This window comes from Euzebya tangerina, from assembly GCF_003074135.1.
Taxonomy (GTDB): Bacteria; Actinomycetota; Nitriliruptoria; order Euzebyales; family Euzebyaceae; genus Euzebya; species Euzebya tangerina.
This window is the reverse complement of sequence record NZ_PPDK01000003.1, coordinates 219,113-235,118: the sequence shown is the minus strand read 5'-3', so window position 1 is coordinate 235,118 and position 16,006 is coordinate 219,113. Positions and strand designations below refer to the sequence as shown.

General features: G+C 69.0%; 16 protein-coding genes. 9 read left to right on the top strand and 7 right to left on the bottom strand.

The genetic code is table 11. The features are described from left to right. Window positions 1–74 precede the first annotated feature (74 nt). On the top strand, window positions 75–995 hold the full coding sequence (locus C1746_RS19505) for a DMT family transporter (protein WP_162867985.1): 921 nt from the start codon (window positions 75–77) through the stop codon (window positions 993–995). 55 nt (window positions 996–1,050) lie between these two features. Here the strand turns inward: C1746_RS19505 and C1746_RS19500 are convergent, their stop codons facing one another. Further along, window positions 1,051–1,467, bottom strand: coding sequence for an NUDIX hydrolase (locus tag C1746_RS19500; RefSeq protein WP_162867984.1), 417 nt, complete (start codon window positions 1,465–1,467; stop codon window positions 1,051–1,053). An 18-nt stretch (window positions 1,468–1,485) separates the two neighbouring features. On the opposite strand from C1746_RS19500, the gene C1746_RS19495 reads away from it, so the two are divergent. Further along, window positions 1,486–2,622: an acyl-CoA dehydrogenase family protein gene (locus C1746_RS19495; RefSeq protein ID WP_116716434.1), complete on the top strand. Its 1,137-nt coding sequence runs from the start codon at window positions 1,486–1,488 to the stop codon at window positions 2,620–2,622. Window positions 2,623–2,632: 10 nt separating this feature from the next. After that, window positions 2,633–4,990 (top strand): amino acid permease, encoded by a 2,358-nt coding sequence (locus C1746_RS19490; RefSeq protein ID WP_205712007.1) that lies wholly within the window; start codon window positions 2,633–2,635, stop codon window positions 4,988–4,990. A gap of 2 nt (window positions 4,991–4,992) precedes the next feature. Here the strand turns inward: C1746_RS19490 and C1746_RS19485 are convergent, their stop codons facing one another. Further along, window positions 4,993–5,724 (bottom strand): class I SAM-dependent methyltransferase, encoded by a 732-nt coding sequence (locus tag C1746_RS19485; RefSeq protein ID WP_116716433.1) that lies wholly within the window; start codon window positions 5,722–5,724, stop codon window positions 4,993–4,995. A 63-nt stretch (window positions 5,725–5,787) separates the two neighbouring features. Here C1746_RS19485 and C1746_RS19480 point away from each other — a divergent pair, with 63 nt between their 5' ends. Together C1746_RS19480 and C1746_RS19475 are read left to right on the top strand one after the other, a co-directional pair. Next, a complete protein-coding gene (locus C1746_RS19480; RefSeq protein WP_116716432.1) occupies window positions 5,788–6,642 on the top strand; it encodes a PHP domain-containing protein in 855 nt (284 codons plus the stop codon). Continuing rightward, complete coding sequence (locus C1746_RS19475; RefSeq protein WP_162867983.1) at window positions 6,636–7,214, top strand: FHA domain-containing protein; 579 nt, start codon at window positions 6,636–6,638, stop codon at window positions 7,212–7,214. Before C1746_RS19480 ends, C1746_RS19475 begins: the two co-directional genes overlap by 7 nt. Window positions 7,215–7,554: 340 nt before the next feature. Here the strand turns inward: C1746_RS19475 and C1746_RS19470 are convergent, their stop codons facing one another. From C1746_RS19470 to C1746_RS19450, 5 genes are all read right to left on the bottom strand, one after another. Beyond that, window positions 7,555–8,679 (bottom strand): NAD(P)/FAD-dependent oxidoreductase, encoded by a 1,125-nt coding sequence (locus tag C1746_RS19470; protein WP_116716430.1) that lies wholly within the window; start codon window positions 8,677–8,679, stop codon window positions 7,555–7,557. Then, window positions 8,676–9,956, bottom strand: a complete 1,281-nt coding sequence (locus C1746_RS19465; protein ID WP_116716429.1) for an MFS transporter — start codon at window positions 9,954–9,956, stop codon at window positions 8,676–8,678. Before C1746_RS19465 ends, C1746_RS19470 begins: the two co-directional genes overlap by 4 nt. Continuing rightward, on the bottom strand, window positions 9,953–10,546 hold the full coding sequence (locus C1746_RS19460) for a winged helix-turn-helix domain-containing protein (RefSeq protein ID WP_205712006.1): 594 nt from the start codon (window positions 10,544–10,546) through the stop codon (window positions 9,953–9,955). The genes C1746_RS19465 and C1746_RS19460 overlap by 4 nt, the downstream gene beginning before the upstream one ends. A gap of 169 nt (window positions 10,547–10,715) precedes the next feature. Beyond that, window positions 10,716–12,266, bottom strand: a complete 1,551-nt coding sequence (locus C1746_RS19455; RefSeq protein ID WP_116716428.1) for a cell wall-binding repeat-containing protein — start codon at window positions 12,264–12,266, stop codon at window positions 10,716–10,718. A gap of 50 nt (window positions 12,267–12,316) precedes the next feature. Beyond that, the gene (locus tag C1746_RS19450) at window positions 12,317–13,183 is read right to left on the bottom strand and encodes a sigma-70 family RNA polymerase sigma factor (protein ID WP_116716427.1); all 867 of its coding nucleotides are present in this window, start codon (window positions 13,181–13,183) and stop codon (window positions 12,317–12,319) included. 291 nt (window positions 13,184–13,474) lie between these two features. Between C1746_RS19450 and C1746_RS23035 the strand changes: the two genes are divergently transcribed. The 4 genes from C1746_RS23035 (at window position 13,475) to C1746_RS19430 (ending at window position 16,001) form a co-directional block, all read left to right on the top strand. Then, complete coding sequence (locus C1746_RS23035; protein WP_116716426.1) at window positions 13,475–14,146, top strand: response regulator transcription factor; 672 nt, start codon at window positions 13,475–13,477, stop codon at window positions 14,144–14,146. A gap of 37 nt (window positions 14,147–14,183) precedes the next feature. Further along, window positions 14,184–14,699 carry a hypothetical protein gene (locus C1746_RS19440; RefSeq protein WP_116716425.1) on the top strand — a complete coding sequence of 172 codons (516 nt, stop codon included), beginning with the start codon at window positions 14,184–14,186 and terminating at the stop codon, window positions 14,697–14,699. An 83-nt stretch (window positions 14,700–14,782) separates the two neighbouring features. Continuing rightward, on the top strand, window positions 14,783–15,571 hold the full coding sequence (locus C1746_RS19435) for a ParA family protein (RefSeq protein ID WP_116716424.1): 789 nt from the start codon (window positions 14,783–14,785) through the stop codon (window positions 15,569–15,571). 46 nt (window positions 15,572–15,617) lie between these two features. Next, window positions 15,618–16,001: a hypothetical protein gene (locus C1746_RS19430; RefSeq protein WP_116716423.1), complete on the top strand. Its 384-nt coding sequence runs from the start codon at window positions 15,618–15,620 to the stop codon at window positions 15,999–16,001. The last annotated feature ends 5 nt before the right edge of the window (window positions 16,002–16,006 follow it).

Below are 16,006 nucleotides of genomic sequence, written 5' to 3'. Positions count from 1 at the left end.
GAGGGGCGTGAGCGGCTGCTCGCCCGGCAGCCCAGGACGTGCACACGCCGGGGGGAGGCCGCAGGATGGCCGAGGTGACCAGCCCTCCCGCTGAGCAAGCGGTCGTCAGCGCCTCACCAGGTCCGTCGGTGCTCCCGGTGCACCGACTGCTGCTCGGTGTGGGCGTCCTGGCGGTCTCCTTCGCCGCCATCCTGATCCGGGTGGCCGACGCTCCGGCCGTGGCGTTGGCGTTCTGGCGGTCACTGGGTGGTGCCGTGGTCCTGGTGCCATTCGCACGAAAGACGTGGCCGGCGCCGCGGCAGGTCGGCCAGCTCCTCGCCAGCGGCGCCTTCCTCGCGCTCCACTTCGCGTTGTTCATCGCCGCGTTCGCCTACACCTCCGTGGCGGCAGCGGTGACCATCGTGGCCACCGGCCCGATCTTCGTCGGGCTCGGTGCCTGGCTGGTCCTGCGGCGCCCCCCGTCGCGGCGGACCTGGCTCGGCATGGGTGTGGCGATGGTCGGCACCGTCGTGGTCGCCGTCGCTGATGCCGGTGGCGACGCGGTGGGCAGCAATCCACTGCTGGGTGACCTGCTCGCGCTGGGCGGCGCAGCCGCGGTCGCCGGGTACCTGCTGATCGGCCAGCGGCAGCGCGACACGCTTGACGTCGCCACCTACGGCGTGTGGGTGTACGGAACGAGCGCGGTGATCCTGGCGCTGACATCGGCCGTCGTGGGGAGCCCGCTGACGGGCTTCGACGCCACGACCTGGTGGGCCATCGTTGGGCTGATCGTCGGCCCGCAGCTGCTGGGCCACACCGTCTTCAACCAGGTCCTCGGGCGGGTCCCTGCCACGACGGTCTCGACCGTGGTGCTGATCGAGCCGCTGGCCGCGGCGTTGCTGGCCCTCGTCCTGCTCGGCGAGGTGCCGCCTGCGCTCATGGCCGTCGGCGCCCCGATCATCCTGGTCGGCGTGTACCTGGCGGCGACCGGTGGGCGACACCGACCCGCTGAGTGAGCGGGCTCGCGGTGTGAGCAGTACGGCTCACCGCGGCCGACCACCCACCGCCGGCTCAGCGCATCCGATCCAGCACGCCGTTCGACTCGAGGAACTCGTCCAAGCGAGGAACCCGGGCGAGTGCTGCCAGCTCGCTCCGGTCGACCCAGGCCACGTCGGCTGCGTCGTCACCCGCCACGGCCGGCTGGCCGTCGGGAACATCGACCCAGTAGTCGTGGATCACGATGTGGCCCCGGTCGCTGAACCGCTCGGCGATCCCGCACAGGCCTTCGGCGGTGCCGCGGAGGCCCGTCTCCTCCTCCAGTTCTCGGACCGCACCCTCAGCCAGGGTCTCGCCGAACTCCAGACGGCCGCCCGGGACCGACCAGTGGCCTTCGAACGGCGGTTGACCACGCTTGATCACCAGCAGGCGGCCGTCGCGGACGACGATGGCACCGACGCCGACGATCGGCAGGGGAGGCTCGGGGGTCATACCCGTTAGGCTGCCATCATGGACTTCGATCTCAGCGACGAGCAGGCCGCGATCCAGAAGTTGGCCAAGGACTTCTGCGATGCCGAGTTGGCCCCGAATGCGCGCGAGTTGGACCGGACCGAGGCTTACCCCGAGGAGCTCGTCCCCAAGCTGTTCGAGGTCGGCTTCCTCGCCGCCACCATCCCCGAGGAGTACGGCGGGATGGGCCTGGACTACCTCTCCTACGGGCTGATCGTCGAGGAGACGGGACGCACGGACGCCTCGATCCGCTCGATGATCTCGGTCAACCTCGGGCTGGTGTCCTCCTCCCTGATCAACTACGGCACCGACGAGCAGAAGCAGCAGTGGCTCCCGCAGTTGGCGTCGGAGGGGTTGGGGGCCTTCGGGCTGACCGAACCGGACCACGGGTCGAACCCGAACGGGATGAAGACCTTCGCCAAGCGGGACGGTGACGACTGGGTCCTCAACGGCTCGAAGATGTGGATCACCAACGGCTCCCGCGGCCTGCTGACGGTGATCTACGCCCAGACCGACGATGGCATCACCGCGTTCCTGGTGCCGCAGGACTCCGAGGGGTATGAGGGCAACCCGCTGCACGGCAAGCTCGGACTGCGCGCGGGTGACACCGCCGAGGTGACCCTGACCGACGTGCGGGTCCCGGGGGAGAACGTGCTCGGCGAGGTCGGCAAGGGCCTGCGCATCGCCCTGCACAGTCTGGACAGTGGCCGGTTCTCCCTGGCTGCCGGCTGCACCGGCATCTCGCAAGCCTGCCTGGACGCCGCGCTGGAGTACGCGCTGCAGCGCGAGCAGTTCGGCAAGAAGATCGCCGGCTTCCAGCTGGTGCAGGAGTTGCTGAGCGAGATCTACCTCGACCTCGAGGCCAGCCGTGCGCTGTACTGGAAGGTCGCGTGGAAGCACGACAAGGGCGAGCGCCACACCGTGGAGTCGAGTGTGGCGAAGACCTTCTGCTCCGAGGCGGCCGTGCGGAATGCCAACCGGGCCGTGCAGGTGCACGGGGGGTACGGGTACTCCGACGAGTACCCCGTCGGTCGCTACCTGCGCGATGCCCGCGTGACCACGCTGTACGAGGGCACCAGCCAGATCCAGCGGCTGCTGCTGGGCCGTCACCTCACCGGCATCAACGCCTTCGTCTGACGTCCGGCGGGTGTCTGAGCCAATCGCCTCCGAGTCGTCGGTCTCCGACGACGATGAGGACGGCCCGGACGCAACGCCGCACGGCGAGGAGGTGACGTCGCGGGCGCCCGAGGAGATCGACCTCCGTCGGCCGGAGGACTTCGACACCGCCGACGAGGCCCCGGCACAGCGCAAGAAGTTCGGGACCTTCGGCGGCGTCTTCACCCCGACGCTCCTGACGATCCTGGGCGTGATCATGTACCTCCGCGAGGGGTGGGTGATCGGCAACGCGGGGATCGGCGGGGGCGTCCTGATCATCCTGCTGGCCTTCGGGATCACCACGGCGACCGCCTTGTCGATGTCGTCGATCACGACCAACATCCGGATCGGTGCCGGCGGGGCATACGCCATCATCGCCCAATCGCTCGGCCTCGAGATCGGCGGGGCCCTCGGCATTCCCCGGTACCTGTCCCAGGCGCTCGCCGTCACGCTGTACGTCTTCGGATTCCGAGCCGGCTGGCTGTTCGTCTTCCCCGACCACCCGGCGATCCTGGTCGACCTGGCCGTCTTCGCGGTGATCGTCGGCATCGCCTACGTCAGCGCCGGGTTCGCGATCAAGACCCAGTACGTGATCATGGTCGTGATCGCCGGCTCGCTGCTCTCGATCCTGTTGGCTGCGGCGACCGGCTCGATGCAGTACCCCCTGGAGAACGTCGGGTTGTGGGGGTCCTTCCCCGGCGAGCCGCCGGACTTCCGGGGCACCACGTTCTGGGTGGTGTTCGCCGTGTTCTTCCCGGCCTCCACCGGGATCATGGCCGGCGCCAACATGAGCGGCGACCTCAAGGATCCGCGCCGCAGCATTCCCCGCGGGACGTTGATGGCCATCGGCGTGAGCCTCGTGATCTATCTGCTGCTCGCCGTCTGGCTGGCCAAGTCGGCGACGCCGGAGGAGCTGGTCAGCAACTACAACATCATGATCGAGCTGGCCTTCTGGGGCCCGGCTGTCGTCGCCGGGCTGCTGGGTGCGACGTTCTCCTCGGCCCTGGCATCGGTCGTCGGCGCCTCTCGCATCCTGATGGCCATGGGGGAGCACAAGGTGTTGCCGTACGGCCACTGGGTGAGTCGCCGGACGGCGAACGGTGAGCCACGCAACGCCCTGCTCATCACCGCGGCGATCGTGGTGGCGGCCATCATGCTGCGGGACCTCAACGCCATCGCGCCACTGGTCACGATGTTCTTCCTGGTCACCTACGCGATGCTCAACGGAATCCTGCTGGTGGAGCAGAGCCTCCGACTGATCAGCTTCCGGCCCGCGCTGCGCGTCTCGCCACTGGTGCCGCTGCTGGGGTTGGCCGGCTCGGTGTTCGCCATGTTCATCATCGCGCCGACGCTGGCCCTGGTGTCGGTCGGGATCATGATCGCGTTCTACGTCCTGCTGCTGCGGCGCCAACTGGACGCGCCCTTCGCCGATGTTCGCAGTGGGTTGTTCGTGTCGCTGGCCGAGTGGGCGAGCACGAAGGTCGCCCGGCTGCCCGGCTCACAGGAACGGGCGTGGAAGCCGAGTCTGCTGATCCCGGTCGACAACGAAGGTGAGGTCCGGGGCAACTACGGCTTTCTCACCGCGATCGGCCGGCCCAACGGTGCGGTCAAGATCATGGGTGTGGTCGACGACGACGACGCCGAGAGCGTCGATCTGTCCCTCCAGACGACGCTCGAGGAGCTGGCCCGCAGCTTCGAGCACGAGGGTGTGCACGGGACGGCGACAATGGTCCGGGTTCCGGGCACGTCCTTCTCCGATGGTCTTATCGCCGGCATGCAGGCGTTGCGAGGGACGTTCTTCCGCCCCAACGCGTTGTTCCTGCGGCTGCGGCAGGCGGCTGACGCCCGCCAACTGGACGACGCTGACCTCCGGCGTGTGGTGGCCGAGGCGCAGAAGCAGGCGATGGGGACGCTGCTGTGGGCCCCGAACGCCGTGACCGCGCTCGGCCGGCGGCAACGGGTCAACGTGTGGCTGCGGGACCGGTCACCCGACTGGAGCATCGGGTGGGACATCGGGAATCTGGACCTGATGATCCTGATGGCGCTGAAGCTGCAGCAGAACTGGGATGCGGAGGTCCGGCTGGTCATGGCGGTGGAGGATCCGGCGAGCGAGGAGGACGCGCGCGCGTTCCTGGAGGACCTGGTGCGGCTGGCCCGGGTGCACGGCGCGGAGATCGTGCTGGGGACGGAGCGCTTCGCTGACTTCGTGACGATGGCCCCGCAGGCGGACGTCAGCATCTTCGGTCTGGGTGAGGATCCGAGGGCTGAGGACCTGCATCGACTGGTGAACAAGACGGGCTCCAGCTGCCTCTTCGTCCGCGACTCCGGCAACGAGAGTGCCCTGGCCTGAGATCATCCGTCGGTCCCGCGGCGGGCGCGGATGATGAGGCGCCCGTCCGGGCCGGTGCGGTTGCCCGACCAGTCGCCGAAGGCCTCGACGTCGTCGAACCCCGCTCCTCGCACCACCGCCAGGAGTTCGGTCGTGGCGTACACGCGGATGTGGAAGGAGCGCTCGGTGCCGTCTGGCATCCGCACGGTCCGGTTCATGACGCCGGTGTCCCAGTCCATGGCTCCGTACTCGGCTGCCCCGATGGCCGGCGGGCCGATGGGGATCTCGGCGTCCGGGTCGTAGATCTTGGCCAGCCGATCGCGGTGGTTGGTCTCGATCAGCAGCGTGCCACCCGGGGCCAGGCGGTCGTGCCACGCCCGGATGGCCCGCCGGTCCTCGGCTTCGTCCTCGAAGTAGCCGATCGAGCTGAAGAGGTTGAGGACGGCATCGAAGGGGCCGTCGGGCGGTGTTCGCATGTCGCCGTGGATGTACGTCGGGCCGGGGTGGTGCTCGGCAGCCAGGGCCAACTGGTCGGTCGAGAGGTCCAGGCCGGTCACCGCGTGCCCGCGTTCGTGGAGGGCGGCGGCGTGACGACCGAAGCCACAGGGGACGTCGAGGATTCGCAGGCCGTCGCGCTGGGGGAGCAGGCCGAGGATCCCCTCCACCTCCTCCGCGGTGCGATCGAAGGCGCCGCCAACGCGCCACAGGTCGGTGTACTCGCGGTCGAAGAAGCTCGCCCACCACGGTGTGCCCATGGCGCCATGGTGCGGCACACGGGGCCTCGGCGCTGTCACAGGCCGCGAATACCGTGACCCGTCATGCCTGCCGATCTTCACACGCACACCACCTACTCCGATGGTCTGGCTGGCCCCTACGACCTGGCCCGGATGGCATGGGCGAGCGGGTTGACCGGCCTTGCGATCACCGACCACGACACCGTCGCCCACTTCGAGGAGAGCAGCCAGGCGTGCTCGACGTTCGGCTTGGAGTGGATCCCGGGGGTGGAGTTGTCCGCCGAGGTCCCCCAGCCCGCCGGCGTGGACGGCCCTGCCATGAGCGTCCACGTCCTCGGACTGTGGGTCCGCGACGACGACAATCCCCTGACGCGGGAGCTGCGGCGGCTGCGGACGGCCCGGCGGGATCGGGCGGTCGCGATGGCGCAGCGGGTCAACCAGCTCGGCGGGGCCGTCGACGTCGAGCGGCTCCTCGGCCAGGCGGACCGTGCGACGCTGGGCCGTCCACATGTTGCCCGGGCCATGGTCCTTGCGGGAGTCGTCCCGACGGTCGGGCAGGCGTTCAAGCAGTACCTGCGGGAAGGGGGTCCGGCCTACGTCCCCAAGGGTGCACTTGGTCCCGTCCAGGCGGTGGAGCTCATCCGCGCAGCGGGCGGGGCAGCCGTCCTGGCCCATCCCACCTGGGGTGGCGTCGACAGTCACCTGCTCGACGCCATGTGTACGGCCGGACTGGCGGGAATCGAGTCACCGCGGCAGGCTTACGAGCCCGAAGCCGCCGACGCATGGGCGCGCACTGCTGCCCGACGGGATCTGATCCTGACCTGCAGCAGCGACTTCCATGGTGAGGCACAATCAGCCAGTATGGGTGCCGACAGCACGCATGATGCAATGGTCTCTGCACTACGATTCAGGGCCGGAGGAGAACTCAGCCAGTGGTAGGACCAGCCAAGCGGCTCACCCCGCTACCGATGTTCGTGGTCACCAGTGAGGGTCCCCACAAGGGGCGTGTGCTGGTGGTCGACGCCGATGAACAGATCCTGGGACGCCGGTCGACCTCTGACCTCGTGTTGGACGACCCCCACGTGTCGCGGGCGCATGCGGCCATCCGCAAGACCGCAGGGGCGGTGTTGATCGAAGACTTGAAGAGCACGGGCGGGACCTGGGTGAACGACGAGCAGGTTCAGGGGTCCGCGGCGCTGAAGCACGGCGACATGGTCAAGTTCGGCAACGTCGAGACGCGCTTCGAGGACCGCAGCGCGAACATGTCGGGCGACGACGACACCGAGGTGCTCGAACTCGAGCCCATCGAGGCCAAGCCGATCCTCTCGCCGCGGCAGGGCGAGGTGCTCGAGTTCCTCAAGGAGGGGCTGACCAACCCCGAGATCGCGGAACGACTCGGGGTGACCGAGCGCACCGTCAAGGCGCACTGCCAGGAGGTCTTCGACCGCCTGGGGGCCCGGAACCGCACCGCAGCGGTGGCCGCAGCCATGCGAATGGGTCTGTTCGAGTAGAGCGGCGCCTCGTGGCAGGGGCCCAGGGGACCGTGCCATTCGACTGGCTGCAGGCCCGGCCGGGTTGTCCTACCCTCAGGGCTGCGCCGATCGGCAGTGGTGTTCACCCTCCACAAACCCGCTCGGAGACTTTCGTTTATGTAGGGCTGTGGTTGTTGGTCTCGCCGACCGGATCGCAGGGCCGTCTTCGGACAGCCCGGGTCCCAGTAGAGGACACCAACAAGGCAACCCATACCAGCACCGAAGCCACCGAGACCCTCGTGGTCCCGGCTCGGTAGGTGCCGGAGTGGTGAATCCGCTCTGAGACGTCGCGTTATCGGAGGGTGAACGCCAGTGCCGGTCAGGCCGGGGGCCACCCGAGCGGTTGCTGTCGGTGGCCCACGACGGCCGGTAGACCGCCGACGGTGAAGAGGTGCCGCAGGTCGATGACGTCGTGCAGCAGCGGCGCCAGACGAGAGGTGAGCGGGTCGGCCAGGCTGACAGGTCCGACCTGGCCCACGGCGTGGCCGCCCCCGAGCGGCAGCACCCACCCGATGTGACGCAGCGTCTTGCGGCGCGGCGCTCGTCCCTCGGCCACCCGGACGGCGTTCTCGCCGGCCAACGCACCGGCCTGGACGGCAACCTGTGCGGTCTGGGGCAGGACCCGGCCTCCAGCACCCCGGTGTGCAGCGATGTCACCGGCCGCGAAGAGCGGGCCGTGGCCGCCCACCTGACCGCAGCGGTCAACGACAACTCGACCGTCGAGGGTCACCGCTTCCGGCAGCAACTCCGTCCCGTCGGCCATGAAGCCGCCGGTCCACACGACCGTTCCGGCGACCTCCTCCTCGTCATCGAATACGGCGCCACCTGGCCCGGCCTCCCGCAGCGCTCGTCCCGTCCGGATGACCACGCCTCTGGAGCGGAGAATCTGTTGCGCACGATGCGCCAGGGCTCGGGGGAGTGAGGGCAGGATCCGGTCCGTCATCTCGGTGAGGGTTATGACGACGTCCCGGCGCTGGGCCGACAGCTCGCCAGCCAGTTGGGTCCCGGTTGAGCCGGCGCCGACGATCACGACACGTTCGGCTCCGCGGAGGTGGTCTCGCAGGCGCCGGGCGTCCTCGGCGGACTTCAGCGTCCACCCCCACTCGGCCAGCCCCGGTATGGGTGGTGGCGTACTCGAGGCGCCGACGGACACGACCAGCGCGTCATAGGTCAGCGCCCCGTTGGTGGTCTTGACCGCGCGGCCGTGGTGGTCGATGGCGGTGGCCGTCTCTGGCATGACGCTGATGCCGTGGAGCAGCTCCGTCAGCGGCGCGTCGGCGTCGTCCACGGGACCGGCTCCCGCAGCGACCGTGGCCAGCCGGGGGAGGAACTCATGATTGCCAACCGCGTCGACGATCGTCACGTCCGCGCCGTGGTCGGCAGCCGAGCGGGCCGCCATGACACCGGCGTAGCCGCCGCCGATGACAACGATGTGAGGTGTCATGCGGGCAGCGTTCCCTCGGCCGGACTCGTCGGAACCCGGGCGCGCAGGTAGAGCGGGGCGGCAAGGGCGAGGGCGCCGGCGCCAGCGAGGATCGCGGTGTTCAGGCTCGTTGCGTCCCCCAGTGCCCCGAGGCCGATGCTGCCGATCAGGCCGCCAAGTCGTGCGGCCAGGCTGTTGGCGGACACCACGGTGGCCCGGCGCCCTGGGTGGGTCACCGCGCGGTGGAGCAATCCCTGGTGGACGGGGTTGGCGGCTCCGTGCGTCATCATCGTGACCAAGAAGGCGATGACGACACCGATCGGACCGGTGGCCAGGCCGATAGCAACCACGAAGAGCGCCTGTGCTGCCAGGAGGACCGTAGCCGCGCGCTGCGCACCGCCCACGACCCGGACGAGCCGAGGGACGAGGGCGGCCCCGACGGCGCTGGCGATCCACGCACCGGTCTGCATCGGTCCCACGATCTGGGCCGCCAGATCGGCGTCCTGCAGGATCAGCTCCAGCTTGGCTGGTGTGAACAGCTCGAAGGCCACCATGCCCAACCCCCACAGCACCTCAATGGTCACGAGGATGGTCAGCACCCGGCTTCCGCGAACGATCCCAACGGCCTCGCGCACAACAGTCGGAACCGCTCGGACGGTCTGACGGAGTGTGGCGCTCGCCTCGATCTCCGGTTCGCGCATCAGACGGATCAGGGCCAGCACCTCGATGATCATGACGACCAGCGCTGCAAGGACGGGCGTCACGAGGGGATCGACCCCGGGCAACGGCTGCCAGGCGACCAGGCCACTGGAGAGCAACGAGCCGGAGGCGATTGCGCTCGAGAGGACGACGGCGCCACGGGCCAAGGTGGCCTCGATGTCCGCCTCAGGGTCGGCTGCCTGAGCCGTGTCGACGTACCAGGCATCCAGCGGGCCGCTCTCCAAGGCTCGATACACCCCTTGGATCGCCCAGACGACGGCGAAGAGCAGGAGTGATTCGGCAACCAGCAGCAGCAGGAACGATCCGACCGAGAAGATGCTGGCGATCAGCAGTACGCGCCGCCGGCCGATGGCGTCCGCCAATCCACCGGTCGGCAGTTCCAGCACGAGTGTCGCGACACCCTGGGCGGCCACCGCCAGGCCGATGTCGGCCAGCGACAGTCCCCGGTCCAGCATGATCAGGATGAACACCGGGACGATGAGCCCGGTCGAGAGCCAGCGGAGGCCGCGCAGGATCAGGAAGCGGTGACGGGCCTCGGCGGCGCTGAGCGGCCGGTCCGAGACCGGGGGAGTGCTCACAGGTGGATCTCGGGGGCGGGGAAGGCCTCCAACAGGACCAGGACGCGGGCTATGTCGCCGTTGCGGTCGGGATCGTCCAGGGCAGCCTGTCTATGGCGCTTGACGACCTCGAGCAACTCGGCCGTCAGCGAGCGCAGTTCGTCCGGCGTCACCTCCAGAGAGATGTCGGAGAAGTCGGCCGCTCGCCGCCACTCCGTCGACCACGTCCGCCGGGTGGCCAGCCAGTACTCGCGCCAGCGCTGCTTGTTCCGGGTGTAGCTGTCCACCAGCCACTCGGCGGCCGCCCGATCGTCGGGGTCGTCGTCGAAGTCGGTCTCGTGCCACGTCGAGAAGGTGTGGGCGGAGGCCCACCAGCGCTCCCGGGCGGTCCCGAGGTCCTCGACCTCCTCCACCAGACCGACCTCCGCCAACTGCCTGAGGTGGTAGCTGGTCGCGCCGGTGTTGGTGCCGAGGCGGTCCGCCAGTCGGGCCGACGTGAGGGGACCGTCGACGCGCAGGCTGGCCAGCAGACGGCTGCGAAGGGGGTGCGCGAGACAGCGGATCTGCGCGCTGCTCAGTCGGACGGACGTGGGCTCGCGGTCGGTCGGCACGTGGTGCAGAGTACTTGTGCACAACTACTGTGCAAAGGAATTGTGCAACTCGCGCCACCGCACCGATCGACCATCGACGATGAGACCCGTTGGCGCAGCGGCCACCAGAAGACGCGCCCGGCCGTGGAGGCCGGGCGCGGTCGAGTCCTCCGCGGAGGAGGGCTTGGGCCTAGTTCCCGATGTTCGCGTCGACCGACGCCTCGACCTGGTAGGCCAGAGCCACGGTGCCGCCGTACATGACGGTGGTCTGCAGGTCCAAGCCGTCCAAGTAGGCGTCCACGCTGTCCGGCAGCAGATCGGGGGTGCTCAGCAGCAGCGGCACGCCACGCCGACCGGCGTTGGCGCCACCGGTCAACCCATCAGGGAAGTTCGTGCCGCTGGCGATGCCCGCGGCGGTCGGATCGGTGTAGCGCTCTTGCGCGACCAGGACCGAGGTGGTGAACACATCCGGGCCGCTGATCGAGGCGGCGTCGGGAACGGCAGCCGAGGCAACCGGCCCGATGGCAAGGACCTCAGCGTCCGGGTGTTCGGCCAGGTAGGCCGTGGCCGTGTCGTCCAACTGCTCGCCGTTGGAGATGATCTCGACGCCACCCTCTGCGGCGGCCAGGGAGCCTCCGACGAGAGCCTCGGGGAAGTCGTTTCCGTTGGCCACCACGATCAGATCGGGGTCGGGTCCGGAGGCCCGCGCGACCTCCACGGCCGTGGCGTAGCGACTCGGACCGGCAGCGCGTTGGACGACGTAGCCCAGCGCCTCGATCTCGGCCGCGACATCGGCGCTGAGGGCCGCCTCGCCGCCTGAGAGGTAGACCGTCCCGCCTGGCGGCAGGACCCTGGCGATCTCGTCCTCCACGATCTGTGCGACCGCGAAGCTCGGTGTCAGCAGCAGCGGGCCATTCACGGCAACGGCCAGAGGGGCGGCCACCAGCGCATCGGGGAACAGGTCAGCTCGGGCGAGGACGACCGCACCCGCCGTGCCGGCCTCGAAGTCATCCTGGCTGACGGCGATGGCGGTGTCGACGCGGGCTGGGCCGGCCAACCGCTCAACATCAGTCGGCGGGTCTGGAGCGGGGGTGTAGGGGCCGTTGTAGTCCGGGAAGATCGGCACCTCGTCGTAGAAGCCCGTGGTCGCCTGGTTGTCCACATCAGAGCCGTACAGCCCGAAGACGGCGGCGCTGATCTGGGCCGGGTCACCGATGCAGGAGGTGGGGAATCGCATGCGGTACCGCACGCCGTCGTAGATGCCGTCGCCCTCGCACACCGGCAGACCACTGCCCTGCATGTCCGGGTCGAACTCGTAGACCGCCACGCCGATCTCACCCTCGGGCAGCAGTCCGTAGTTGACGGTGTACTCCTCCACGGCGTTGCCCTCGCTGCTGAGGTCCCCACCGAGGTCGATGGCCGCACCGATGGCAGCCTCCCCAGCCCCCCAGGACGGGTCCTCCATCGGGTCGACGGCGTCCACGACGCGGACGGCGATCTCGACGAACTCCGGCGTCAGCTCGACGCACCCCGCGAGGATGTCGATGCGTGGCTCGTCCCCGAGCACCACGCCGCCCTCACCGGCAGCCGTGGCGGCGTTGTCGCGAACGTCGCCGGCAGCGTCGCCGTAGCACTCGGACTCAGCGGCGGCCGGCGTCGCCGTCACGAGGAGCGCTGCCAGCAGCAACAGGGCTCCGGCCAGGCTGCTCAGGCGTGGCAGGTCGGCTGGTGTCGAACGCATTGCATAGCTCCTCGGAAACGGTCCGACCAAGCGTATGTTGCTCCTGGTGGCTACGCGGCAGCCAATCGGTCGGCCAGTGGGCGGGGGGTCGCGGCCAGGCGCTCAGACACCTGGGACCCAGCGGCAACCGCACGATAGTAGGTCGCCTTGCGGGCGGCGACCCGGCCTGCTGGACGGGGTTCGGGTGGCAACAACGCAGGATCGAGGTTGGCCGTGATGCCGGCGTGCATCAGGCGGAGGGCCTCGCCGCGCATCTGGGACACGCGCGACTCGGTGACCCCAAGCTCACCAGCGATCTCCTGCATCGGCCGCTCCTCGAAGAAGTAGCCGACGACCACGTGCCGCAGACGGTCGGGGAGCGCGACCACAGCGTCGAGCAGGAAGGCCCGCTTCTCGCGCGACATCATCTGCTCGAGCGGCGTCGGCTCCGGGGCCGGCAGGATGTCCGCCACCTCGCCGTCGGCCAAGAACGACTCGTAGTTGAGCACCGTGCCCCGGTGGACGTCGTGGCGGATCTGCTGCACCTTGTCGATCGAGCACCCCAACTCGGCCGCCGTCTCTGCCTCGGAGGGGGTCCGGCCAAGGCGGGCCGTGAGCCGTTCCTTCGCCGCCTCAACTTGGCGTGCCGCCGCCCGCACTCCCCGGCTGGCCCAGTCACGCGAGCGCAGCTCGTCGAGCAGAGCCCCGCGGATCCGGATCATCGCGTACTTGTCGAAGTCGATGCCCTTGTCCGGGTCGAAGGCCCGCGCGGCTTGGGCGAGGCCATACATGGCGGCGCTCTCCAGGTCGTCGCGGGAGACGTGCTTGGGGACTCGACCGGCTACTTCGGCGACCCCGTAGTGCGCCAGGGGAAGGTTGGCTCGGATCAGTGCCTCCTCGGTCTCAGCACGATCCTTGGTTACGGTGAGCGGTGACATGCCAACACGATGTGATCGATTGGCCAGGTGTGGTATCCGCCGCGCGGTTGAAATCCGCTCGACGGGTGAGGTCCGAACACGTAGAAAACGTAGTCAGAAATGACTACATGACAGATAGCTATCTACTAGTTACCCTGTGTCTAGGGAGGAGTGAAGGGTTGCAACATCACTGCGGATGAGGGCCTGACGCCGAGTGAGTTGAGGCGTGTCAGCGTCGAGCGGCGGTCCGAGGACCGACGGAGGCAGGATGTCCCGGTCCCCACCGAACGGCGTCGCCAGAATCGACGCGCCATGCGGCTCGCGCCCAACAGTCGCTTCACCGGAGTCGCGGTCGTGGCCGACTCCTGGCCCCTCCTGCGGGCCGGCGTCCGACAGACGTTGCAGGGCATGTCCTTGCGGGTCGCCGCAGACGAGGCCACCTTCGAGAGCGCCAAGGCGGCTGTCGGCGACCGCCTCGACCTCGTCGTGGTGGGCAACACACTGGAGGATCCCAGAGATATCGTGGCCCAGGTCCGCCGGCTCCCAGGGGCCGGCGACTCGCCGCCGAAGATCATCTTCCTGCTCGACGCCGTCGACGCAGGTGGACTGCGCCACCTGCTCACCGACGGCGTGGAGGGCCTGGTCCAGCGCTCCATCGAGTTGCCGGATCTGAAGGCCGCCTGCGAGCGAGTGCTCGCCGGTCACCGGGTCGTGTCGGGTGGACCGCTCAGCGTCCTCGCCTCCGCCGGACTGGAGTTACGTGAGCCGGGACTCGACAGCGATGATCGTGCCGGTCTCACCCGCAAGGAGCGCGAGGTGCTGTCACAACTGGCGCAGCACGTCTCGAACAAGGAGATCGCCGAGCGCCTGCACGTCTCCGCCGCCACGGTGAAGACCCATCTCTCCAACATCTACGGCAAACTCGGCGTGACCAGTCGCCGCGAAGCTGTCGTGGTCGGCGTGGAGCGCGGCCTCCTGGCCTGATCATCAGCAGGGCGTCTGATCATCAGCAGGGTGAAACTTGGCCCGGCACCTCAAGACGCCGACCCCACGGCCGATCTGGGTCGGGATGGGCGCCATCGACACTCACCAGGGGTTGGGGACCGTCTTCGAGGATCTCTCGACGGCACTGTGGCGCCTGCGAGCAGTCACCGATCAGGCCGTGTTCTGCGTCGACGTGCTGCAGAGCCTCCTCGAGTCCGGCCGCCCTCAGCACCTGGCCCGGCTGACGGCAGATCTCGAACTGGTCAGCGACGATCTCCGACAGGTCGAGTTGGTGCGTGCCATGCTCGCCCAGATCGTCACGGACTTGCTCCTGATGCCGTCCGGTACCCGGATGGTCGATTTGACCGAGGACACACCCGAACCATGGCGGTCTGAGCTCGCCAAGCACCGCAACGCGATCAGCGGCATGATCGCCCACCTCGACCAGACGTGCGCCCGGTGGCCGGATGAGGGTGCAGAGCCTGATCTGCAGCGGGCCATGGACGCGGCTGGCTCGATCGCCCCCCCGAGCCTGCGAGACTTCCTCGAGTAGTCATGCCAGCCGGTCGGCTTCGCCTTGTCGGCTGGCCGAGCTCGACGGAGAGGCGTCGCGGACCGGCGGGTAGCGTGGCGCCAATGAGCGCTGTTGTCTACGCCGTCGCCAACCAGAAGGGCGGCGTCGCCAAGACCACCACGACCGCCAGCCTGGCCGCCGCACTCCGGGCTCGCGGCCTTGACGTCCTGGTCGTCGATCTGGACCCGCAGGCGTGTCTCACCTTCAGCCTGGGCTACGACCCGGACGAGTTGGCCCCAACCCTCCATGATGTTGTGACGGGCCGCGAGAGCCTGAAGGCCACCGTGTTGTCCCACGCCGAGTGTGATATCGCGCCCGCGAACCTCGACCTGTCGGGTGCGGAGGTGGCGCTGTTGTCGCGCACGGGACGTGAGTACGTCCTTCGGGCACAGATCGACGACCTGCGCGAGGACTACGACGTCATCTTCATCGACTGTCCACCCTCACTCGGCGTACTGACGCTGAACGGTCTGACCGCGGCGGACAAGGTGATCATCCCGGTGCAGTGCGAGACGCTCAGCCATCGAGGCGTGTCGCAGCTGCTGGAGACGATCGCCGATGTCCAGCACCTGACCAACAGGAACCTGGAGGTGGCGGGGATCGTCGCGACGATGTACGACGGGCGGACCAACCACGCGAAGGAGGTGCTGGAGGACGTGCAGAGCCGGTACGACCTCCCCGTGATCGGGGTGCCGGTCCGCAAGTCCGTCCGCTTCGCCGAAGCACCCAACCAGGGCAAGACCATCCTGACCCACGCGCCGAAGGTGCCCGGCGCAGCTGCCTACCGGGTGATCGCGGCTGAGCTGCACGGGCTGTCGGTCCCGTCTGACGACCTGGAGTTGGCGTCGTGAGCTGGCCTGTCGATGACCTCCGCTGCACACCCCCGAGGATGAGCGCATGAGCGGTTTCGATCGGATCAAGCCGCCTGAGAAGCGGCTGCTCGAGCGAGAGGAGGCACGGCAGCCAGACTCGCGGCGGGCTGACACCGCCGGTCGAGCTGGACTGTTCAGCGTGTCCGGGGAGCCGTCGACCCCCGGCGCTGGGGTTCGGTCGGCCGTCCGCTCGTCACAGGCGGCCTCGACCGGGAGTGGCGCAGGCCCCAGGCCCTTCCGCGTGACGTGCAGTCGCTGCGATGCGACCCGGTCCGTCGCGGTCGGTGACGCGCTCAAGGGCGTGCTGCCCCTGGCGCTGGTCGCGCCGTGGCGCTCACACCCGATCTTCGCGATGTGCCCGACCGGGCGTCACCGCGCCTGGTTGAAGGTGCGGCTCAGCCTGTCCTGAGGATC

Excerpts from the sequence above, each read along its gene's own strand:
- C1746_RS23035 (WP_116716426.1), top strand. The coding sequence starts at position 13,475 with ATGCGGCTCGCGCCCAACAGTCGCTTCACCGGAGTCGCGGTCGTGGCC.
- C1746_RS19485 (WP_116716433.1), bottom strand. The coding sequence starts at position 5,724 with ATGGGCACACCGTGGTGGGCGAGCTTCTTCGACCGCGAGTACACCGAC.
- C1746_RS19495 (WP_116716434.1), top strand. The coding sequence starts at position 1,486 with ATGGACTTCGATCTCAGCGACGAGCAGGCCGCGATCCAGAAGTTGGCC.
- C1746_RS19480 (WP_116716432.1), top strand. The coding sequence starts at position 5,788 with ATGCCTGCCGATCTTCACACGCACACCACCTACTCCGATGGTCTGGCT.
- C1746_RS19430 (WP_116716423.1), top strand. The coding sequence starts at position 15,618 with ATGAGCGGTTTCGATCGGATCAAGCCGCCTGAGAAGCGGCTGCTCGAG.
- C1746_RS19450 (WP_116716427.1), bottom strand. The coding sequence starts at position 13,183 with ATGTCACCGCTCACCGTAACCAAGGATCGTGCTGAGACCGAGGAGGCA.
- C1746_RS19470 (WP_116716430.1), bottom strand. The coding sequence starts at position 8,679 with ATGACACCTCACATCGTTGTCATCGGCGGCGGCTACGCCGGTGTCATG.
- C1746_RS19435 (WP_116716424.1), top strand. The coding sequence starts at position 14,783 with ATGAGCGCTGTTGTCTACGCCGTCGCCAACCAGAAGGGCGGCGTCGCC.
- C1746_RS19500 (WP_162867984.1), bottom strand. The coding sequence starts at position 1,467 with ATGACCCCCGAGCCTCCCCTGCCGATCGTCGGCGTCGGTGCCATCGTC.
- C1746_RS19455 (WP_116716428.1), bottom strand. The coding sequence starts at position 12,266 with ATGCGTTCGACACCAGCCGACCTGCCACGCCTGAGCAGCCTGGCCGGA.